The following is a 21086-nucleotide window of genomic DNA, read 5'->3' on the forward strand; positions in this document are numbered from 1 at the left end:
AAACGATAGGACCGCAACCAGCTTTGGTTGCGGTCCTATTTTGTCGCGATTCTCAGGTGAAGAGTATCAGGGCGACGAGTTCGAGGGTGGTGTCGCCGGTGTTGGCGATGGCATGGCTTTCGCCGTCTTTGGTGAGGACGACGTCGCCGGGGCCGACGAGGCTTTCGGCGCCGTTGTCGTTGACGGTGCCCTGGCCGCGGAGGATGTAGTAGGCTTCCATTTCGCCCGTGTGGGTGTGCAGGCCCAGGGAGCAGCCCGGCTCGATGGCGGTGACGGCGAACAGCCGGCCTTTGCCCTGGAAGTCGTCCTTTTCGAGTATCCTGGTGAACTTGACCTCGCCGTTGCCGCCGAAGCGGTTGGTCACGACGTCGACGGGCAGACTGCCGTTGCGTTTGATCATGTTTATCGCCCTCCCCGGTTGTTTTCGCGCTGGTTTATTTCGGCGTCGCGGCGGTTTTTCCTGCTGACAGACCGTAGCCCAGCCGGTTTATCCAGCCGAGGGAGGACGCCGTGTCGGGGCTGGGGATGTATTCGAGGCCGACGTGCCCCTGATAGCCTAGGGCGTCGAGCGCGGCGAGGATGAAGGGGTAGTTGATTTCGCCGGTACCGGGCTGGTGGCGGCCGGGGTTGTCGGCGAGCTGGATGTGGCCGATGCGGTCTATATGCCTGCGGAGGGTGGCAACGAGTTCTCCTTCTTCGCGCTGGGCGTGGTAGATGTCGTACTGGAGGAGGACGTTGGGCATGGCGACCCGGTCGAGGAGGCTTAGGACAAGAGCGGTGCGGTTCAGGAAGAAGCCTGGCATGTCGAAGCGGTTGATGAATTCGACGACGAGGGTGAGGCCGTGGGCGTTGAGAACCTCGGCGGCGTAGCGGACGTTGGCGGTAAGGGTCCGCCAGTGTTCGGCGTCGCTGCGGCGTTCGCTCCGGATGCCGGCCAGGCAGTTGATCCGCGGCACGCCGAGGGCGAGGGCGTATTCGACCGCTTTGGCGACGCCGGCGCGGAACTCCCCGCGCCGCCCGGGAAGGGCGGCGATACCGCGCTCGCCGCCGGCCCAGTCGCCGGGGGGCATATTGAAGAGCACCTGGGCGAGGCCGTTGGCTTCGAGGCGTTCTTTGAGGACTCGCGGGTCGTAGTCGTAGGGGAAGGGGTATTCGACGGCGGTGAAGCCAGCCGCGCGGGCGAGGGCGAACCGCTCGAGGAACGGGACTTCGGTGAAGAGGAAGTTGAGGTTGGCGGCGAATTTGGGCATGGTTTCACCTCGCCGGAAGAATTCGACTGCTGTAATGTTGCTTTTCCGGTCGCTGATATGATTTCGCCGCCCCCCTCCCCTTCCCTGCTGCCGTCCGTCTTTTTTAGTAAGCCGGAGTTGCGGGGCTCAGCAGCCGATAAGAAAATATCCCCCGGCAAGGCCGGGGGATATTTTACGGCAGGGTTACTTAGCCTGCTGGAAGCGGCTGAGGGTGAGGCCGCGCAGCCGTTTGTCGGTTTCGGCGCCGGCGATGTATTCGGCGATCATTTTGCCGGTTTTGGGGGCGAGGGCGATGCCGTCGCCTTCGTGGCCGGCTGCGATGACGAAGCCTTCGAGGCCTTCGACGGGGCCGAGGATGGGCATGCCGTCGGGGGTGTAGGGCCTGAGGCCGGCGAAGGTGCGGATGACGTGGATTTTGGCGAGGAAGGGCAGGATGTTGACGGCGTGCCGCAGGACGGCGGCGGTGGCTTCGGGGGTGACGGCGGTGTCGTAGCCGACGAATTCCCTGGTGCCGCCGATGAGGAGGGTGCCTTCGGCGGTCTGTCCGGCCGCCAGCCCTACGCCGAGGTCGGCGGCTTCGGGGTCCTCGCTGCGGATCATTTCGGGGTTGTATTTGGCGACGATGTAGCGGGCGCTCCAGATTTCCCCGCGGATCATGGGGGGCATGGGTTCGGTGACGATGATCTGGCCGCGCCGCGGTTTGATAGGCAGCTCCAGTCCGGCCATGCGGCCGACGGCGGGAGCGAAGACGCCGGCGGCGTTGACGACCACGCCGGCGCTGATGTTGCCTTCCCGGGTCACGACCCCCTCCACCCTGCCGGCGTTGACCAGCAGGCCGCGGACTTCGGCCCCGGCCCTGATGTCGGCTCCGCCGCGCCGCGCGGCGCGGGCGAAGGCGAAGGTGAGTTTGAGGGGGCTGACTTCGGCGTCGGCGGGGCTGTAGGTGGCGGCGATGATCGAAGGCGAGAAGGCTGGCTGGCGGCGGCGGGCTTCGTCGCCGCTGATTATTTCGACCGGCAGGCCGTGGTTTTTCTGGCGCTCGACGAACTTTTCCATGATGGCCATCTGGCGTTCGTTTTCGATGGCGATCATGCCGCCGTGACGGTGGTAGTCGAGGTCGGCGCCGAGTTCTTCGCCGAGGGCGGGGAACATGGCCGAGCTTTCCAGGGCCAGGTCGAGGTGTACGCCGGGGTTTTTGGACTGCATGCTGATCGCTTTGTCGCAGGCGCCGGAGGTGCCGGCGCAGATGTCGTCGCGTTCTAAGAGGATGGGCCTGACGCCCTGTTTGGTGAGATAGTAGGCGATGGCGGTGCCGATCACGCCGCCGCCGATGATGACTACGTCTGCGGTGCGTTGGCTCATTTGTCTTCCTCCCGGCATTTGCATACTGCCGGCCCGCCGTCGGTGTTTAAAAGCGCTTCGACGGTGACGGAGCGCACGGGGGGACGGACGGAGGAGGGCTCTATTTCCCCGGGGTTCTGGCCGGTTTCGGCGGCGATGAGGCCGGCGATCAACCGGCGGCAGGTCCGCCCCTGGCAGAGGCCCATGCCGGCTCCGGTGCGCCTTTTGACGCCGTTTACGGTGGTGGCGCCTTCGGCGATGGCCTGGCGGATTTCGTCTTCGGTTACTTCTTCGCAGCGGCAGATGTGTTTGCTCATGACTGGGCCCTCCCCTCGACGCTGATTGCTCTTACGGTGTTCAGCAGTTCTTTGGGGACGCGGACGGTGACGACGGCGGTGTGGTCCTGGGCGGTCGCGTTCAGTACCTTTTCGACGGTGCCGTCGCCCACGCGCTGTCCCCTGCGGTCGAGCGCGACGACGGCGTCGCCGGGCTGCGGCAGGGGCCAAGCCTCGTAGGGCAGTTGGACGGTGCCTTCGCCGCCGGGACGGGAGCCGTCGATGACGAAGATGGCAAGTCCCGGGCATCTGGCTATGCATACGCCGCAGCCGATGCATTTGGCGGCGTCGAGGACGGGTAGCGAGGTAATGGGCACGCCGACGGTGATGGCGTGTACGGGGCAAGCTTGTTCGCAGGGGTTGCAGGGGATGTCCTGCACGCATTCGATGACCGCGACCGGTCCCTTGGCCATACGTTCGGAAGCGGGCAGGCAGGCCGCGAGTTCGTCGGCAGAAAGGTAGCCGCAGGTGGCGAGTTTAGCTGACATGCGCTCCCCTCCCTTCGGCGGTGATCTGGGCTTTGGCGTCGCGGCGGGCTTGACCGAAGCGCCCTGTTCTGAGGGCGTTTAGTCTCGTCCATACGGCTTCTTTGAGGGCCGCGGCTTCGGTGGGGGCCACGCGGCCGAGGGCTTCGGCGGCGGCGATGCCGGCGAGGCGCCCTTCTTCCATGGCGCTGCTGGCTTCTTCGACGCCGGTGATGTCGCCGGCGACGTAGATGCCGGCGGCGGTTGTTTCCATGTTGTCGTCGTGGACGGGCAGGTGGCCGCCGAGTTTGGGGATGTAGGTGTATCTGCAGCCGCACATGAGGGCGAGCTCTGCTAACGGGGTGAGGCCGACGGCGATGGCGACACAGCCGATTTCGATGTCGCGCTCGCTGCCGGGCACGGGGCGGAAGCGGTCGTCGAGGGCGACAAGGGTGGCCCCTTCGACGCGGTCGGCGCCGTGGACGCATTTGACGGTGTGCCCGGTGAGGATGGGGACGCCCAGGCGGGAGATTTTGGCGGCGTGGACGCCGTAGCCGCCGATTACGGGGGCGGCTTCGACGAGGGCCGCGACCTGGCCGCCGGCCTGGCGGATCTGGTAGCTGACGATGAGGCCGACGTTGCCGCTGCCGACCATGAGCGTTCTGGCCGCGGGCAGCACCCGGTGAAGATTGACCATGGTCTGGACGGCGCCGGCGCTCATGACGCCGGGCAGGGTGCAGCCGGGGAAGGCGAGGGCGTTTTCGGAGGCGCCGGTGGCGAGGATTATTTTTTTCGGGCTGAGGATCACGCGGCGCTGGTCGGCGGTGATGACGGCCACGCGGCGGTCGGGGTAGATGGCGTAGACGGTGGCGCCGAGTTCGATGCGGGCGCCGAGCCGGGCGGTTTCCGCGAGCAGCGAGTCGCCGATGGCGTAGCCGCGCACGCCGGCGCGGTGGTCTTTGGAGCCGAAGAATTTGTGGATCTGTTTGAAGAGCTGGCCGCCGGGGCGATCGTTTTCGTCGAGGACGAGGACGTCGGCTCCCAGCCTGGCGGCTTCGGCGGCGGCCGACAGGCCCGCCGGTCCGGCGCCGATGACGATGATGTCTGCCTGGGTCATTCCTTTGCCTCCTGTTCCGGCGACGCGCCCTGGGTGGTTATTTTCATGCCGGCGCGCACCGGGGTGACGCAGGTACGGACGTTGGCCTGGCCGTCGACGGTCATGACGCAGTCGGTGCAGCGGCCGATGCCGCAGAATACGCCGCGCGGCTCGCCGCTTTTGCGGGTGTGGCGAAGCTTCAGGCGGCCGGCGGCGATGATGGCGGCGGCGATGGGTTCGCCTTCGCGGGCGGGGATGAGTTCGCCGTCGACTTCGATGGTGACCGGGGGGTTTTCGTCGATTTCTCCGAGGATGGGGTGATGAAGTATTCTCATGTGTACACCTCTTATTGGCTGCGGGGGGGCATCAGCCCCCCCGCGGCAGGCATGATCAGTTGCTGATGCTCTGCGGCGCGTCTTTGCCGGCGCCGCGTGTAAGCATGGATACCACGACGATGAGGATGACGGCGGTGACGAGAGCGATGAGCACCGCGTTGGGGCCGAGGGCGGTCACTTGGGTGAGGACCGAGCCGGCGATGAGGCCGACGCGGGCGCCCCAGGGGGTGACTTTGCAGTTCTTGCGGCCCATCTGCAGCGGTTCGTCGCTGCGCTCGCGCCACAGGAAGCCGACGAGCAGGAGCGGCACGAGGCCGCCGCCGGCCATGGCGTAGGCTTTGGAGAAGAGGCCGAGGATGGTGGAGGCCTGGAGAGCCGCCCAGCACGCGAAGACGCCGACAACGACGGTCAGCCCTTTGGCCAGTTTTACGAGGGCCTGGTCGTCCAGGTCGGGCCGGAAGGGTTTGATGAGGTCGTTGACGATGAGGACGGTGGCGGCGTTGAGGTTGGAGTCGGCCGAGGACATGCCCGCGGCGAGGATGAGGGTGAAGACCATCGCCGACAGCCACATGGGCATGTATTTGGTCAGCATCCAGGGAATGGCGTCGTCGGGCTTGAGGTTGGGGTTGAGGGTGAGGACTACCATGCCGACGAGGCAGGTGCCGAGCACCATGATGAGGGCGCCGGTGCCGCTGATGAGCAGGCCGGTGCGGGCGGTGCTGGCGCTTTTGGCCGCGAAGCAGCGCTGCCAGTAGATCTGGGCGGAGAGAACGCCGACGGTGGCGGTGACGAATTTGACGACCATGGTCATGGGCTCAACTTTGTTGAAGCTCCACAGTTCGCCCTTGCCCATGGCGGTCAGGCGGCTGCCCAGCTCGGCGAGGCTCCAGTGGACGGGCTCGAAGGCGTAGAAGTAGAAGGCGGTGCCGAGGATGAGGACGAGGACGCCCTGGAAGAGGTCGGTCCAGACGACCGAGTGGATGCCGCCGAGGGCGGTGTAGACGATGAAGACGGCGGAGAAGAGGAGGATGATGGGTGTGGGGCTGGCGCCGGTGGCGATGTTGAATATGGCGCCGAAGGCCTTGCCCTGGCCGCCGACCCAGGCGATCATGATGCAGCAGGCCAAGATGGCGGCGATGGCCCGCGTCCATTTGTCGCGGACGAAGAGGTCATCGGCCATTTCGGCGACGGTGTTATAGGTGAACCGCCCGGCGATGCCGGCGAACAAGAGGGCGAAAAGGATTTTCGAGCCCTGTTCGCCGAGGATGAAGGACATCCACGGCAAGCCCATGCTGTAGCCGCGGCCGGCGTGGCCGACGAAGTTGCCGACGCCCATGATGGTGGCGAATTCGGTGAAGAGGATGAGATAAAGGGGGAAGTTGCCGCCACCGATGGCGTACTGGGAGAAGGATTCGCCGGCTTTGCCCTGTACCCGCCAGGAAATCCAGAGGAAACAGGCGCACATTATGATGGTAATAGTCCATAACGTGGTTCCGAGATCCATATACCTACCTCCTTTTTTGGTTGCCTTACGAAAGCCTATGGTTTTTTGCCGGTTGTTATGTCAGCGGGCATCCCTCCCCACGGCAAGCGGTTCCGCGGGATCCCGCCAGTCGTCGGCCGCCCCCGCCGGCCCGCGGGCGAATTCGAGGGCGCCGATGAGGGACAGGATGTCGTATACCGGAAGGCCCGTGACGCGGGCGAAGATGCGCCGGAAGGGCGGCAGGTTGGTGCATTCGAGGACGAGCGCCCCGGCGGCGGGGAAGCGCGCCCTGATTTCGCGGGCGGCTTCCTCGATTTCGCTTTGCAGCCGGGGGACGTCGAGGACGGTTTTCTGGCGGACGAAGGTGTCATAGAATTCCGGCCTGTCTTCGAGGCCGTAGATGATGTGGCGGCCGGTTTCGATGCCGGCTCCGGCTAGGTGGCGGGGCGTGAGGCGCTCGCCGTTGGCGGTGACGATGACGATTTGCCCCGCCGGCCCGAGGTCTTTTTCGACCGCCGGAACCTGCAGCAGGCTGGAGGTGAGCACGGGGATGCCGACAGCCGCCGCCAATTCCCGCTGGAAGACGGCGAGGAAGCCGCAGCTGGTGGTGACGGCTTTGACGCCTTCGGCTTCGAGTTCCCGGGCTCCCTCGACGAAGGAGGCCAGCAGCCGCTCGTCGTTTTGTTCGACGACTTTGGCGGGCAGGGCGCCGCGAACGGTTTTGTAGCGGACGGGGAACGGGAAGGTGCGGGCGTTGCCGATGTCGCCCACCAGGCGCGGAAAGACGGTGTCGAGCATGAGGATGCCGAGGTCTTGCCCGTAGTTGGTGTATCCTCCGGTAAGTTTCATTGACATCCTCCCGTTTTTTCGGCCCCAGGGGTTATGCTTTGACCGGCAGGCCGATTTTGAGCATTTCGGCGCGGATTTTCTCAAGGTCGGCCGCGCCCGGCGCGACGAGCGGCAGGCGGACGTCGCCGGCGGCGAGGCCGAGCATGTTGACGGCGGCTTTGACCGGGGTGGGGTTGGTGGCGATGAACATGGCCCTGTATACGGGCAGCAGCTTGAGGTGCAGTTCCCTGGCGCGGGCGAGTTCGCCGGCGAGGAAGGCGGTGATCATCGCCTTGATCTCGCGGCCGACGATGTGGCCGGCGACGCTGATGATGCCGCAGCCGCCGATCGCCAGGGCCGGGAGGGTGAGGGCGTCGTCGCCGGAGTAAAGGTCGAAATCGTCCGGGGTTGTACGAATTATTTCGCTCATTTGTTCCAAATTCCCGCTCGCTTCTTTGACGGCGACGATGTTTTCCATTTTCGCCAGCCTCTGGACGGTTTCGGGCAGCAGGTTGATGCCGGTGCGGCCGGGGACGTTGTAGACGATGATGGGCAGGCCGGGGGCGGCTTCGGCCGCGGCGGCGAAATGCCGGTAGAGGCCTTCCTGCGAGGGTTTGTTGTAGTAGGGGGCTACGAGCATCGCACCGTGCAGGCCGATGCGGGCGGCTTCCTTGGTGAGGCGCACCGATTTGGCGGTGTCGTTGGTGCCGGTGCCGCCGATGACGTAGGCCCGGTCGCCGACGGCGGCCAGGACGGTTTCGAAGAGTTTCAGCCGTTCCTCGTCGGTGAGGGTGGCGGCTTCGCCGGTGCTGCCGGCGACGACCAGGCCGTCGTTGCCGTGGTCGACGAGGTAGGCGGCCAGTTCGGCGGCTTTGTCGTAGGCGACGGCCATGTTGCTGTCGAAGGGGGTGACCATCGCGGTGAGCACTTGTCCGAATTTACCCATTTTTTAGCCTCCTTTGCCCTGTTGCTCGAGTACGCCGGCATGCAGGGCCTTGAGCGCGGCCGCGAGGTCGGCGGCGGCGACGATGCCGGATACGGCGAACGGGCCGGTGTAGGTGTGCAGGACGCCGATTTTCGCCTGGCTGAGCAGGTCGACGAAGGTGTTGACGACGGCCGCCGCCGGCGATGAGCAGCCGATGAGGGATATTTTGGCGCATTCTTCCACTTTGGCGGCGACGCTTAGGCCGGCGGCCGCGGCCTGGCCGGCGGCGAGCTCGATGTCGGTCTGGGCGGCGATGATATCGACGCCCTGCGGGGTTATGTTGATGAGGTCGGCGTCGAGGCCGCTCGCGGCCATGCGGGCGAGCGCGGCGGCGTCCGTGCCTTTTTTCCCCCAGGCGAGTCTGATGATGCCGTAGCCGTTCTTGTGGGCCAGGCCGACGGCGACGCGCCCCCGCAGGCGTTCGATGGTGCCGTCGCGGTCGTTGGCCACGAGGGTGCCGGCGGCGTCGCCGAAGGTGCTTTTGATCCTGAGCGGCAGGTTGTGGCGAAGGGCGATTTCAACCGCGCGGGGGTGGATGACTTTGGCGCCCTGGATGGCGAGCTGGTAAGCTTCTTCGTAGGAGATGACCGGGATGGTGCAGGCTGCGGGGACCACCCGCGGGTCGGCGGTCATGATGCCGTCGACGTCGGTGTAGATTTCGGCGACCTCTGCCTTGACCGCCGCCGCCAGCGCGGCGGCGCTGGTGTCGCTGCCGCCCCGGCCGAGGGTGGTGATTTCGCCGGCTTCGCTGGCGCCCTGGAAGCCGGCGACGACGACGATCCGTCCGGCGGCGAGGTGGGCGGTGACGTTCTTGGGGTCGATCCGGATGATCTGGGCGTCGCCGTGGGCGGGGGTGGTGATGATGCCGGCCTGCTGGCCGGTGAGGAAGACGGCGTCGTGGCCGGCTTTTTTTAGCGCGCCGACGACGATGACGCCGGCGACGATTTCGCCGCAGGCCATGATGAGGTCCTGTTCGCGTTTGGCGATTACGGGGCATTCTTCTTTCGCCAGGGTGAGGAGGGTGTCGGTGGCGTACGGTTCCCCGGCCCGCCCGAGGGCGGAGACGACGACGAGCGGGGCGTAACCGGCCGCCTTGGCGGCGGTGATCCGGGCGACGACCTGCTGGCGGCGTTCGGCGGTGCTTACGGAGGTGCCGCCGAATTTCTGGACTAGTATCCGCATGGGGTTCCCCCTCCTAGACGAGACGTCGGGCGATGAGCTGCTCGGCGATCTGGATGGCGTTGAGGGCCGCGCCTTTGCGGATCTGGTCGCCGACGACCCAGATGTTGAGCCCCGCCGGTACGGTGCGGTCTTCGCGGATGCGGCCCACGAAAACTTCGTCCCGGCCGGCGGTGAAGGCCGGCATGGGGTAGATCTGGCGGTCGGGCTCGTCAAGGACTGATACTCCCGGTGCGGCGGCCAGTATCCGCCGCGCTTCCTCGACCGGAAGCTTGCGGCTGGTTTCGAGGTTGAGGAATTCGGAGTGGCTGCGGAGGACGGGGGCGCGCACCGTGGTGGCTGTGATCGGCAGGGAGGGCAGGTGCATGATTTTGCGTGTTTCGAGCACCAGTTTCATTTCTTCTTTGGTGTAGCCTTCGTCCTGGAAGACGTCGATCTGGGGGATGAGGTTGAAGGCGATGGGGTAGTGTTCGTCGAGCGAGGCGACGGGCAGTACGGACGCCGCGGGCTGGCGGCCGTCGAGGAGGTCGCGCAGCTGGCCGTTGAGTTCGTCCAGGGCGGCTTTGCCGGCCCCGGAGACAGCCTGACAGGTGGAGACGATGACCCGTTTGAGTTCGGCTTGCTGATGGATGGGGTTGATGGCCAGGGCCATGATGATGGTGGAGCAGTTGGGGTTGGCGATGATGCCGTTGTGGTTGTTGAGGTCGGCGATGTTGACCTCGGGCACGATGAGCGGCACGTCGGGCTCAAGGCGGAAGGCGCTGCTGTTGTCGATGACGACGGCGCCCGCCTTGACCGCTTCCGGGGCGAGGACCTTGCTGATGGGGCCGCCGGCGAAAAAGGCTATCTGGATGTCGCGGAAGGCTTCGGGCGTGGCTTCCTCGACGACATAGTCGCTGCCGCGGAAGGAAATGGTCGTGCCCACTTCCAGAGCCAGCAGCCGGAGTTTGCCGATGGGAAAGTCGCGGCTGGCGAGGATGTCGAGCAGTTCGGTGCCGACCGCTCCCGTCGCGCCCAAGATGGCTACATTGTATTTCTCCATTCATATCCCCCTTTGTACCCGCAGTGTGGTATTAATAGAACTACACCGCATATGTAACGCAATATCCGTGCCAGGAGCACTAAACCCCCGTACGGCGGGCATTCGGGGAAAAATGGGCCGGGAGGAAATTTTTCAAATATTGAAATAAACGGCCCGCAACCGCTGCTATTGGCGGTTTGTGAAATTTACATTTTTCAAAAATCGGAAAGGGTTTTCCCGGCCCGGCGGCAAATTATAGGAATGGTATTCTTGTTTGGAGGTCGTTATGCCGCTTAAGATAGGTATTGTCGGCTCGGAACGGCAATGTCTGCTGCTGCTTGATTTGTTGGCCGACCAGGATGAGCTTGGCGTGTGCGCGGCTTTGCCCCTGCCGCAGGAGCCCCTGGCCGCGAAACGGTTCGGGGCGCACCGTGCGCTGGTGGCCGCGTCGTGGGAGGATTTCGTCGCCAGGGGGCCGGAGGCGGTGTTCAGCTTTCTGCCGCCCTCCGACCTCCCGCCGGACTGGCCGCCGGCGGGCGTGGAGCTGGTCAGTTATCACACCACGCACGCGGTGAGCAGTCTGCTAAGCCTGCTGTCCCGCCAGCTGAACCAGTGCGAGGAGCAGCGGGTGAAGTACCTCAGCGCCCTGAATTCCGTCACCGAGGGCATTCAGATCATGAACGAGGCGGGGATCATCGAGTATATCAATCCGGCTTTTTCGAAGATTACCGGCATCCATCCCGCGGAGCGGATCGGGACGAACGTTTTCCAGGTGTCGCCGGACGGCGCGGCGGCGCGGGTGCTGATGTCCGGGAAGGCGGCCACGGGCGTCCGCAACCAGGCGGTGGGATCGTGCGCGGACGTCATTTCCAACGGGGCGCCGATTTTTATGGCCGGTACGCTGCGCGGGGCGGTGGTCGCTTTTCAGGAGGTGACGGATATCATCCGCCTGTCGGAGGAGCTGAGCACCACCAAGGAGCTGGTCGAGTCGCTGAGCCGCGAGCTGGGGGCGGCCAAGTATTCGTTCGCCGATATGATCGGCGCGAACCGCAAGCTGCTGGCGGCGATCAATCTGAGCAAGCGGGCGGCGAAGAACGATTCGACGGTGCTGATAACCGGCGAGAGCGGCACCGGCAAGGAGATCGTCGCCAACGCCATCCACCACGCCAGCCCCCGCTGGAACAAGCCGTTCATCACGGTGAACTGCGCGTCGATCCCGGAGGCGCTGCTGGAGAGCGAGCTGTTCGGTCACGAGAAGGGGGCGTTCACGGGGGCGCACAAGGCCAAGGCGGGCAAGTTCGAGCTGGCCAATGGGGGGACGATTTTCCTCGACGAGATCGGCGATCTGAGTTCAAACACCCAGGCCAAGCTGCTCAGGGTGCTGCAGGAGAAGGAGGTCGAGCGGATTGGCAGCAACCACCGCCAGGCGGTGAATGTGAAGATCCTCGCCGCGACGAACAGGAACCTGCAGAGCATGGTGGCCGAGGGCCTGTTCCGGCAGGATCTTTATTACCGGCTGCAGGTGATAAACGTGACGCTGCCGCCGCTGCGGGAGCGCAAGGACGATATCCCGCTGCTCGTCGATCATTTTCTCCGCCGGATTTGCCAGGAGTCGGGACGGTCCTCCCTGCAGATGGCCGAGACCTGCCTGGAGCTGCTGTTGGCCCACTCGTGGCCGGGCAATGTCCGCGAGCTGCAGAACGTGCTCACGCGGGCGGTGACGATTTGCGACGGCGATGCGCTGCTGCCGGGGAATTTCCGGTTTTTGTCCTCCGGCGCGGCGCCCGAGACGGTGCCGGGCGAGGAGCCTATTCTGCCGCTGCACGAGATGGAGAAGGCGATGGTCGTCAGGGCGCTGAGGAAGTACGGCTGGTCGACGGCCGGCAAGAGGAGCGCCGCCCGGGAGCTCGGCATCGCCCTGGGGACGCTGTATTATAAGATAAAACAGTATCAGCTCGGCAAGTGATCTTGCCGAGCTGATCTTTTTGCGTACGAAGAATACCACACGCTAGGCGTGTGGTTCCAAAAAGCTTATAGCTATGCCTCGAAAAGAACAGCCTCCTTTTGTTAGAATAAATGCAGGTTTGCCGACTGCATATCTCTTAACAAAAGGAGGCGCATCCAATTGGATACTCAAAGTCTAGCACACAGCAAATGGCGTTGTAAATACCACATCGTCTTTGCACCGAAATACCGGAGACAGGTTATCTACGGGAAAATTAAAACGGATATTGGGGCGATTTTAAGAAAGCTGTGCGAGTACAAAGGGGTAGAAATTATCGAAGCCAATCTATGCCCGGATCACATTCATATGTTAGTGAGCATACCGCCCAAGATCAGTGTGGCGCAATTTGTCGGGTACTTGAAAGGTAAAAGTTCGCTGATGATATTTGATAGACATGCGAACTTGAAATACAAGTACGGCAACAGACAGTTTTGGTGCAAGGGCTATTTCGTAGATACAGTTGGGCGAAATAAAGAGGCAATTGAGAAATACATCAGAGAGCAGCTTCAAGATGATATAGTTGCTGATCAGCTATGCCTTAAAGAATTGATAGACCCGTTTACGGGTGATCCAGTAAAAAAGTCATAAGAAAATTAGCCCCTTTAGGGGCTGACTGAAGAGGTTATGCGGTTGGCAGACCTTTCAGTGAGTCTTGAGACTCGGCTAGTAGCATGCCCTTTCAGGGCTTAACCAAGCCACCCGTTTTACGGGTGGTGCCGTGACTGCCACGCCTGCCGGCGCGGGGCGGGGAGTTATAGTTTATAGCCAGGCTCGTAGGCTTTTCTGACGACCGCTATGGGGTGGAGCGCCTTTACGCCGGCGCCGTGGGCGATCTGCAGCCGGCAGGTGCCGCAGTCGGCGAGGACGGCGTCGGCCGGCGCGGCTTTTATTTTGGCGAACAGTTCGCGGCCGATGGCCATGGAGATGTCGTAGCGGTCGTCCTTGAAGCCGTAGCTGCCGGCGATGCCACAGCAGCCGGCGTCGAGGTCGGTCACGGCTACGCCCGGCAGGGCGGCTAAAAGCTCCAGGGCCGGCCGGCCGATGCCCTGGGCGCGGAGGTGGCAGGGGGCGTGGTAGAGGTATTTGCCGCCGACGGGGGTGAAGGCGGTGTTGAGCCGCCCCTGGTCGTGGAGCTCGAGGAGGAACTCCATGACGTCGTAGGTGCGGGCGGCAACTTCGCCGGCGCCGTCGGCGCCGAAGAGTTCGCCGTACTCTTGTTTGAGCATGAGGCCGCAGCTGGTGCAGGCGGTGAGGACGGGGACGCCCCGGCGAACGTGGTCGGCGAGGACGGCAAGGTTGCGCCGCGCGGCCTTCCCGCCTTCTTCTAGGTAGCCGCCGGTGACGAGCGGCACGCCGCAGCAGGCGAGGCCGGGCGGGACGAGGACTTCGTAGCGGTTGGCCTGGAGGACGGCGATGAGGTCGAGGCCGACCTGGGGGTCGTTGTAGTTGATGAAGCAGCCGGGGAAGAAGACGACTTTGTCGTCATAGGGCTGCTGACGCAGTTTGCCGAAGCTCCGGAGGAAGGTGCGGGGGGCGTAGCGGGGCAGCGGCCTGCTGCCCGCGATGCCGATGGCTTTGAGCATCCGGCGGGTGACGGGGTTGGCCATGCCGAGGTTGGAAAGAGGCTGGGCGGGCATGGCAAGTTTGGCCATGTGCTCGCCGTGGGCGAGAATCCAGTCGCGCAGGCGTCGGCCGTGCTTTTTGACGTGCCCGGCCCTGGCCCGCATGTTGAGCGCCGCCACCGGCACGCCGGAGGGGCAGGTGATGTCGCAGGTTTTGCAGTTGGTGCAGTAGGCGAGGGCGGCGTCGGCGGGGGCGCCGGCCAGGCGGTGGCGCTCGGCGGCGGGGCCGGCCAGCTTGGGGCCGGGGAAGTCGCGCACGACGGCGGCGACCGGGCATAGGGCGGTGCAGGAGGCGCACGCGGTGCAGGCGTCGAGGTTGGTGTTACATTTTTTCACGGCTATCCCTCCCTGCCGCCACGCCGGCGTGCCAGCCGCTGACGACGGCGACGCCGTTGCCGGCTTTTTCGTGGCTGTAGTCGCAGCCGGCCAGGATGGCGCCGGCGAAACGGACGTTTTCGAGGACTACCCGGCCGGCGGCGTCCACCGGCCTCAGTTCGCGGTCGGTGTCGACGCCGAAGCGGGCGAAGGGCTGCGGTCCGGCAGCCAGCAGCCGGGGCGCGCTCCAGGCCAGCGGGTCGGACGGGACGGCCAGGGGAAGGCCGAAAATGCTCTCCCGCGCGGCGCCGGCGGTGCTTTCCAGGCCGCCGCCGAGGAAGCCGCCGGTGGCGAGTACGAAGGAGCGGGCCCGGTAGCGGCGTTCGCGGTCGTGGTGGCCGGTGACGATCGCCTGGCAGCGCCCCTGCCCGGCTTCGGCGCGGACGACTGCGGCGTGTTCGAGGATGGCGACGCCCCGGCTTCTGAGGTGGGCGAGCAGCAGCGCCCGCAGGCGGAGGCCGGTGACGGCGGGCGGGGCGCCGGCGATTTCGAGCAGCCGGCAGCCGGTCGCCGCCTCGATCGTTTCCCAGGCCGCGCAGCTGGGCTGCGTTCCCAGGACGGGCGGTATGATGACGAATTGCCCGGGTGGGAGACGTTTTTTCAGCTGGGCGGCGAATTCGCGGCGGCCGGCTTCGCTGTCGAGCCAGCGGGCGACGTCGAGGGCGGTGGCGTCGCGGCCGCCGGCGAAGCCGCAGTCGACGGTGACGACGCTGTAGTGTTTGTTGTAGCCCGGGCGGCGGGCCAGGCCGCGGGCGATCATTTCCGGCCGGTAGTCCTTGAGGCCGGCGATGCCGAGGATGACGGCGCTGTTGACGGCCGCGGCCCTGGCGACGCCCATCGTGGCCGGCGCCAGGCAGGCGGGTTTGAGCGTCCCGGCGGCGGTGGGCAGCCAGAGGTTCTCGCCGAGCGAGCCGCGATAGGGGTAGCCGGCGCCGGCGGCGAGGGCGAGGAACCAGTCGGCGGCCGCCCGCACGGCCGGCAGGCCGAGTTTACCGTAAGGGTGGCTTTCCGGGAGGGCGGCGACGGCGGCGGCCGGGTCGGTTACCGGGCGGCCGTCGGCGTCGCAGCCGAGGATATCGATCGTGCCGCCGCCGATGGTGAGGGCGCCGGCGCCTTTGGCGGCGAGCAGTACCCGCGCGCCTTCGCCGGCGGCCGCAGCCGCGGCGGTCAGGCCGGCCAGGCCGGCGCCGACGACGATTACGTCATATTCCTTCATCGTGCATCGCTCCATCTATGTTGAGACTCGCGCCGTATATGCCGCGGAGGAGTTCTTGTTCCCTGAGTTGTTTGCCCCACAGTACGGGCCGGATCCCCGCCCACCGCTCCTCGATGAAGTCGCGGAGGAGCTTGTCCGCGCTTTGGTCGGCGAAACCGGCGGCGCAGAGGGCGCCGATGCCGCGCAGGCCGCAGAAGGCTCCCTGGCAGGTGCCCATGCCGAGCCGTGTCCGGCGGCGGAGGTCGCCGAGGCCGTGGGTGGTGGGGAGGGCGGCGATTTCCTTGATTTCCCCGAGGGTGACGAGTTCGCATTCGCAGATGAGCGCCCGGTCGGCAGGGTTGTCCTCAAGCCTGCGGACGACGGCCCCGAAGGCGTCGCCCAGCCTGGCGGCCGCCAGTTCGGCCCCGCCGGCGGGGAAGTGCTTTTTCGCCGCCGCCAGCAGGCCGGGGGCGGGGTCGGCGACGAGCGGCTCGTCGGCGGTGCGGCAGGGAACGGAAACGCCGAGGCGCTCGCAGGCGAGGTCGGCGGCTTTTTCGGCCATCAGGCGGTAGGTGGTGAGTTTGCCGCCGACGACGGTGATGAGGCCGTCGACGCCTTCGGCGCGATGGTCGATAACGGCGAAGGCGCGGGAGGCGGCGCGGCCTTCGGCGCCGGGAGCGGCGCTGTAGAGCGGACGGGTGCCGGCGAAGGCCCTGAGGATGCGGTAGTCGGCCAGGTTTTCGAAGAGGGCCTCGCCGATGCGCAGCAGTTTGAGGACTTCGTCGCTGCGGGGGGCGGTGTCGTCGGGCCGGTCGGCGGCGGCGGAGGTGGTGCCGAGGATGGTGACCGAGCCGTGGGGGACGAAGATGTCGCCGTCAGCCGGCGGGCGGAGGCGGTTGATGACGCGGGAGGCGAAGCGGTGGTTGAAGGCGATGAGGGTGCCGCGGTCGGGTTTGACGCGGACTTCGGCGCCGGCTAGGGCGGCGACCTTGTCGACCCACGAGCCGGCGGCGTTGATGACCAGGTCGCAGGCGATGGTGCGGGTTTCGCCGCTTAACAGGTCGCGGACGGCGACGCCCGTGACTTTGCCTGCGTCGGTTACGATGCCGACGGCTTCGGTGTAGGTGAGGACTTCACCGCCGTGGCGGGCGGCGGCGGCGGCGTTGTGCCAGCAGAGCCGGAAGCCGTCGACGGCGGCGTCGGGGACGCGGTAGGCGGCGGCGATGCGCGGCGTGAGGTTGGGTTCGAGGCGCACGGCTTCCGCCGGGGCGAGCGGCGCGGCGGGCAGGCCGAGCGCGCGGCAGGCGGCGAGCCATTGCTGTTCGAAGGCGGGGTCGTCTTCCGGCAGGCGGACGAAGAAGCCTTCGGTGTCTTCGACGCACTGGTGGGCGATTTTTCGCAGGATGCGATTTTCGGCGATGCATTCCGACGCCGATTCCGGGTCTTTGACGACATAGCGCCCGCCGCTGTGGAGCAGGCCGTGAAAGCGCGAGCTGGTGCCGTAGGCCAGGTCGCGCCGCTCCACCAGAACGGCTTTGACGCCCCGCATCGCCAGGTCGCGCAGGATGCCTGCGCCGGTTGCTCCGCCGCCAATGATGACGGCCTGCGTTTTGGTCATGATTTTTCCACTCCCGGTACGATATTTGCTGTAAAAAAGACAGAGAAGTCCCTTTGTCCTCGCGGTACAAAGGGACTTCTCTTATACTCCAGTCCCTGTATATGCTGTTATTCTTCCCAGTCGAGGGCCCGCGCGACCGCCTTTTGCCAGCCTTTGTAGAGCTTGGCGCTCCGTTCGCCGTCCATCTGCGGGGTGAAGCGGGTGTCGAGCTTCCAGTTGCTGACGAGGCTCTCTTTGTCGTTCCACACCCCGGTGGCTAGGCCGGCCAGGTAGGCGGCGCCGAGGGCGGTGGTTTCGGTGACTTGGGGACGGTCGACAGGTACGTCGAGGATGTCGGCCTGGAACTGCATGAGGATGTTGTTGCCAACGGCGCCGCCGTCCACCTTGAGCGCCTGCAGGCTGATGCCGGAGTCGGCTTCCATGGCGCTGAGGACGTCCTTGGTCTGGTAGGCCATGGCGTCGAGGGTGGCGCGGATGATGTGGGCTTTGGCGCTGCCGCGGGTGAGGCCAAGGATGGCGCCGCGGGCCTTCATGTCCCAGTAGGGGGCGCCGAGGCCGACGAAGCCGGGGACGACGTAGACGCCTTCGGCGTCGTTGACTTTCCTGGCGTAGTATTCGGAGTCGGCGGCGGTCTCAATGAGCCTGAGGCTGTCGCGCAGCCACTGCACGGCCGCGCCGGCGATGAAGATGCTGCCTTCGAGGGCGTATTCGACTTTGCCGTCGAGGCCCCAGGCGATGGTGGTGAGGAGGCCGTTCTTGGATTCGTATAATTTTTCGCCGGTGTTCATGAGCATGAAGCAGCCGGTGCCATAGGTGTTCTTGGCCATGCCGGGCAGGAAGCAGGTCTGGCCGAAGAGGGCGGCCTGCTGGTCGCCGGCGGCCCCGGCGATCGGTACGGCGGCGCCGAGGAAGACGCCGGGATCGGTGTGGCCGTAGACTTCGCTGGAGGGGCGCACTGTCGGCAGCATTGCGGCCGGGACGGTGAGCTCGGCGAGGATTTCTTCGTCCCATTTGAGGTCGCGGATATTGTACATGAGGGTCCGCGAGGCGTTGGAGTAGTCGGTGACGTGGACTTTGCCGGCGGTCAGCTTCCAGATGAGCCAGGTATCGATGGTGCCGAAGAGCAGGTCGCCGCGCTCGGCTTTGTCCCTGGCGCCGGGTACGTTGTCGAGGATCCACTTGACCTTGGTGCCGGAGAAATAGGCGTCGATGACAAGGCCGGTCTTGTGGCGGAAGGTGTCCGCCAGGCCCTTGGCCTTGAGGGCGTCGCAGATTTCCATCGTCTGGCGGGACTGCCAGACAATGGCGTTGTAGACGGGTTTGCCGGTCGTTTTATCCCACACGACCGTGGTTTCGCGCTGGTTGGTGATGCCGATGGCGGCGATGTCGCCGGGGTTGATGCCGGCCTTGGCGACCGCTTCGGCGGCTACGCCGATCTGGGTGCTCCAGATTTCGTCGGCGTCGTGCTCCACCCAGCCCGGTTTGGGGAATATCTGGGTGAATTCCTTCTGGGCGACGGCGACGATGCCGGACTGGTCGTCGAAGATGATGGCCCGCGAGCTGGTCGTGCCCTGGTCGAGGGCCAGCACGTATTTTTTGCTCATAGTTCTCTACCTCCCATTGTATGCCATTGACAGGCTCTGGTCAACATTTGCCGGATTTTGTCCTTTTAGATCAGGCCGACCGCCTTGCCGACGAAGTACGCCAGGCCGCCGCCGACGAGCGGGCCGACGACGGGCACCCAGGAGTATTCCCAGTCGGAGCCGCCCTTGCCGGCGATCGGCAGGACGAAGTGGGCGAGACGCGGGCCGAGGTCGCGGGCGGGGTTGATGGCGTAGCCGGTCGGCCCGCCGAGGCTGAGGCCGATGCCGACGACGAGGAAGCCGACCAGGTAGGGGCCGAAGCCGGGGGCGATGCCGCCGACGCCCTTGGAAAAGATGGCGAAGATCGGGATGATGAGGGCCATGGTGCCGATGATTTCGCACACTATGTTGGCGGGAAAGCTGCGGATGGCCGGGGCGGTGCAGAAGACGCCCAGCTTGGCGCCTTTGTCCTCGGTGATTTCCCAGTGGGGCAGGAAGGCGAGCCAGACGATCACTGCGCCGACGAAGGCGCCGGCCAGTTCGGCGACCATCGTGGTGACGGCGTGGGGAGCGGTGTAGGTGCCTATCATCATTTTCGCGAGGGTCACGGCCGGGTTGAGGTCGGCCTGGGGGGCGCCGGTGGCGACGGCGGTGAATACGCCCATTATGACGCCGATACCCCACCCAAAGGTTATGACTATCCAGCCCGCGCCCTCGGCTTTGGATTTTTTCAGCAGGACGTTGGCGACGACGCCGCAGCCGAATACGATCAGTACCATGGTGCCGAGGAATTCACCCATAAGATTTGTCACAGTTTTCTCCTCCTCACATATTTATCCGCGGTAAGTTCTCTTTCCCCCTTTGCGCCGCCCCGTCACCCCCTTCTTGTCCGTAAACCGGAAAATTAAAAAGCCCGATAAACCCTGCTCGCAGGGGGAGTCGGACTCTCTCAGATCTCTCGTCCACGCTGTGCGGTTAGTACAACTTATTCGCGCGGCGGCGAATTATGCGCGGGACGGGAAAATTATTATTTTCACCGCGGGGGAGGCATGGAGGGCGTCGTTAAATGCGCAGGATGAGTCTTATTGCTCTTTCATAAAAGAAGTAGTCCCACGCCCAGTTGATGGTGACGATGAAGCGGTTGCGGAAGCCGACCAGCCTGATGAGGTGGATGACGAGCCACAGCAGCCAGGCGGTAAAGCCGGCGAACCGCCAGCGGCCGATGGCGGCGACGGCCGTGCTGCGGCCGATGGTGGCGAGCGTGCCGGGGTCCTTGTAGACGAGGGCGGCTGGCTGGCGGCCGGCGGCGAGGGCGGCGATATTGGCGGCGGCGAGGATGGCCTGCTGGACGGCGACGGGGGCGATCATCGGCAGAGGCCCGCCGTCCTGCTCCCGGCAGGCGGCGTCGCCGGCGACGAAGACTTCGGGGTGGCCGGGCAGTTGGAGGGTTTCGGCGACGATGGCCCGCCCGAGGCGGTCGGCGGGGACGCCGAGGGTGGCGATGAGGGCCGCCGCCTTGACCCCGGCCGCCCAGACGATGGTGCGGGCGGCGATGGCCGCGCCGTCGGCAAGGGTTATTGTGCGGCTGTCGAAGCCAGCGACACGGGAACGAAAACGGATTTCGACCCGCATTTTCCTAAGGGCGCGGGCGGCGTAAGCGGCCAGCGAAGCCGGCAAGGCAAGCAGCAGGCGGTCGCCGCCTTCGAGGAGGATGAGCGATACCTCGGCGAAGTCGAGTTCGGGGTAGTCCTTGGCGAGGACGAGGTGGACGAGTTCGGCCAGCCCGCCGGCGCTTTCGACGCCGGTCGCGCCGCCGCCGGCGACGACGAAGGTGAGGAGTTCGCGGCGGATGGCGGGGTCCTGTTCCCGGGAGGCGAGCTCGAACATGCGGAGGATGTGGTTGCGGAGGGTGAGGGCGTCGGCGAGGTTTTTGAGGCCGACGGCGTTGGCGGCGACCGATTCCAGGCCGAAGAAGCTGGTTTCGGCGCCGACGGCCAGCAGCAGGTAGTCGTAGCTTATCGCGCCGCCGTCGGTGAGGACGCGGCGGCCGGCAAGGTCGACGCCGCAGACGTCGGCCATGCGGAAGGCGACGTTGCCGTAGCCGCGGAGGATGGCCCGGAGCGGGTAGCTGATGTCCTCGGGGCCAAGGCCGGCGGTGGCGACCTGGTAAAGGAGCGGCTGGAAGAGGTGGTAGTTGTTGCGGTCGAGGAGAATGACGTCGAGCGGTTCGCCGCTGAGGGCCTTGGCGGCCTGAAGGCCGGCGAAGCCGCCGCCGACGATGACGACGGCGGGGTTGGCGCGGGCGGGGGGGTTATTTGATGTCATCGTGGTCCTCCGGTTGCCGGCGGCGGAATTTGACTCCGGAGCTGCT

Annotated in this window: 20 protein-coding genes; 2 read left to right on the forward strand and 18 right to left on the reverse strand. The window is 65.6% G+C overall.

Going from position 1 to position 21086, the window contains the following annotated elements; translation table 11 throughout:
* Positions 1–52 precede the first annotated feature (52 nt).
* The 12 genes from Q4T40_14475 to Q4T40_14530 form a co-directional block, all read right to left on the reverse strand.
* Positions 53–400: a cupin domain-containing protein gene (locus Q4T40_14475; protein MDT8902452.1), complete on the reverse strand. Its 348-nt coding sequence runs from the start codon at positions 398–400 to the stop codon at positions 53–55.
* 34 nt (positions 401–434) lie between these two features.
* Complete coding sequence (gene hyi, locus Q4T40_14480) at positions 435–1250, reverse strand: hydroxypyruvate isomerase (protein MDT8902453.1); 816 nt, start codon at positions 1248–1250, stop codon at positions 435–437.
* 183 nt (positions 1251–1433) lie between these two features.
* A complete protein-coding gene (locus Q4T40_14485; GenBank protein MDT8902454.1) occupies positions 1434–2612 on the reverse strand; it encodes an FAD-binding oxidoreductase in 1179 nt (392 codons plus the stop codon).
* Entirely contained in the window at positions 2609–2908 is a 300-nt protein-coding gene (locus Q4T40_14490) for a (2Fe-2S)-binding protein (protein ID MDT8902455.1), read from the reverse strand. The genes Q4T40_14485 and Q4T40_14490 overlap by 4 nt, the downstream gene beginning before the upstream one ends.
* A complete protein-coding gene (locus tag Q4T40_14495) occupies positions 2905–3414 on the reverse strand; it encodes a 4Fe-4S binding protein (GenBank protein MDT8902456.1) in 510 nt (169 codons plus the stop codon). Before Q4T40_14495 ends, Q4T40_14490 begins: the two co-directional genes overlap by 4 nt.
* Positions 3404–4507 (reverse strand): NAD(P)/FAD-dependent oxidoreductase, encoded by a 1104-nt coding sequence (locus Q4T40_14500; protein ID MDT8902457.1) that lies wholly within the window; start codon positions 4505–4507, stop codon positions 3404–3406. The genes Q4T40_14495 and Q4T40_14500 overlap by 11 nt, the downstream gene beginning before the upstream one ends.
* Positions 4504–4821 carry a (2Fe-2S)-binding protein gene (locus tag Q4T40_14505; protein ID MDT8902458.1) on the reverse strand — a complete coding sequence of 106 codons (318 nt, stop codon included), beginning with the start codon at positions 4819–4821 and terminating at the stop codon, positions 4504–4506. Before Q4T40_14505 ends, Q4T40_14500 begins: the two co-directional genes overlap by 4 nt.
* Positions 4822–4876: 55 nt before the next feature.
* Positions 4877–6325, reverse strand: coding sequence for a sodium:solute symporter family protein (locus tag Q4T40_14510; GenBank protein MDT8902459.1), 1449 nt, complete (start codon positions 6323–6325; stop codon positions 4877–4879).
* Positions 6326–6385: 60 nt separating this feature from the next.
* Positions 6386–7153 (reverse strand): aspartate/glutamate racemase family protein, encoded by a 768-nt coding sequence (locus Q4T40_14515; GenBank protein MDT8902460.1) that lies wholly within the window; start codon positions 7151–7153, stop codon positions 6386–6388.
* A 31-nt stretch (positions 7154–7184) separates the two neighbouring features.
* Positions 7185–8078 (reverse strand): 4-hydroxy-tetrahydrodipicolinate synthase, encoded by an 894-nt coding sequence (gene dapA, locus Q4T40_14520; GenBank protein MDT8902461.1) that lies wholly within the window; start codon positions 8076–8078, stop codon positions 7185–7187.
* 3 nt (positions 8079–8081) lie between these two features.
* Positions 8082–9299, reverse strand: a complete 1218-nt coding sequence (locus Q4T40_14525) for an aspartate kinase (GenBank protein MDT8902462.1) — start codon at positions 9297–9299, stop codon at positions 8082–8084.
* 13 nt (positions 9300–9312) lie between these two features.
* Positions 9313–10338 (reverse strand): aspartate-semialdehyde dehydrogenase, encoded by a 1026-nt coding sequence (locus Q4T40_14530; GenBank protein ID MDT8902463.1) that lies wholly within the window; start codon positions 10336–10338, stop codon positions 9313–9315.
* A gap of 265 nt (positions 10339–10603) precedes the next feature.
* On the opposite strand from Q4T40_14530, the gene Q4T40_14535 reads away from it, so the two are divergent.
* Positions 10604–12283: a sigma 54-interacting transcriptional regulator gene (locus Q4T40_14535; GenBank protein ID MDT8902464.1), complete on the forward strand. Its 1680-nt coding sequence runs from the start codon at positions 10604–10606 to the stop codon at positions 12281–12283.
* Between the two features lie 153 nt (positions 12284–12436).
* On the forward strand, positions 12437–12910 hold the full coding sequence (gene tnpA / locus Q4T40_14540) for an IS200/IS605 family transposase (GenBank protein ID MDT8902465.1): 474 nt from the start codon (positions 12437–12439) through the stop codon (positions 12908–12910).
* Positions 12911–13074: 164 nt separating this feature from the next.
* On the opposite strand, the gene Q4T40_14545 is transcribed toward tnpA, so the two are convergent.
* The 6 genes from Q4T40_14545 to Q4T40_14570 form a co-directional block, all read right to left on the reverse strand.
* On the reverse strand, positions 13075–14280 hold the full coding sequence (locus Q4T40_14545) for an anaerobic glycerol-3-phosphate dehydrogenase subunit C (GenBank protein ID MDT8902466.1): 1206 nt from the start codon (positions 14278–14280) through the stop codon (positions 13075–13077).
* On the reverse strand, positions 14267–15535 hold the full coding sequence (gene glpB, locus Q4T40_14550; protein MDT8902467.1) for an anaerobic glycerol-3-phosphate dehydrogenase subunit GlpB: 1269 nt from the start codon (positions 15533–15535) through the stop codon (positions 14267–14269). The genes Q4T40_14545 and glpB overlap by 14 nt, the downstream gene beginning before the upstream one ends.
* Positions 15522–17132 (reverse strand): anaerobic glycerol-3-phosphate dehydrogenase subunit GlpA, encoded by a 1611-nt coding sequence (glpA, locus tag Q4T40_14555; GenBank protein MDT8902468.1) that lies wholly within the window; start codon positions 17130–17132, stop codon positions 15522–15524. Before glpA ends, glpB begins: the two co-directional genes overlap by 14 nt.
* Positions 17133–17239: 107 nt before the next feature.
* Positions 17240–18736 carry a glycerol kinase GlpK gene (glpK, locus tag Q4T40_14560; protein MDT8902469.1) on the reverse strand — a complete coding sequence of 499 codons (1497 nt, stop codon included), beginning with the start codon at positions 18734–18736 and terminating at the stop codon, positions 17240–17242.
* A gap of 65 nt (positions 18737–18801) precedes the next feature.
* Entirely contained in the window at positions 18802–19527 is a 726-nt protein-coding gene (locus Q4T40_14565) for an MIP/aquaporin family protein (protein MDT8902470.1), read from the reverse strand.
* Between the two features lie 250 nt (positions 19528–19777).
* A complete protein-coding gene (locus tag Q4T40_14570; protein MDT8902471.1) occupies positions 19778–21040 on the reverse strand; it encodes an NAD(P)/FAD-dependent oxidoreductase in 1263 nt (420 codons plus the stop codon).
* Between the last annotated feature and the right edge of the window lie 46 nt (positions 21041–21086).

Source organism: Selenomonadales bacterium 4137-cl, from assembly GCA_032334055.1.
Classification (GTDB): domain Bacteria; phylum Bacillota; class Negativicutes; order Sporomusales; family UBA7701; genus Anaeroselena; species Anaeroselena agilis.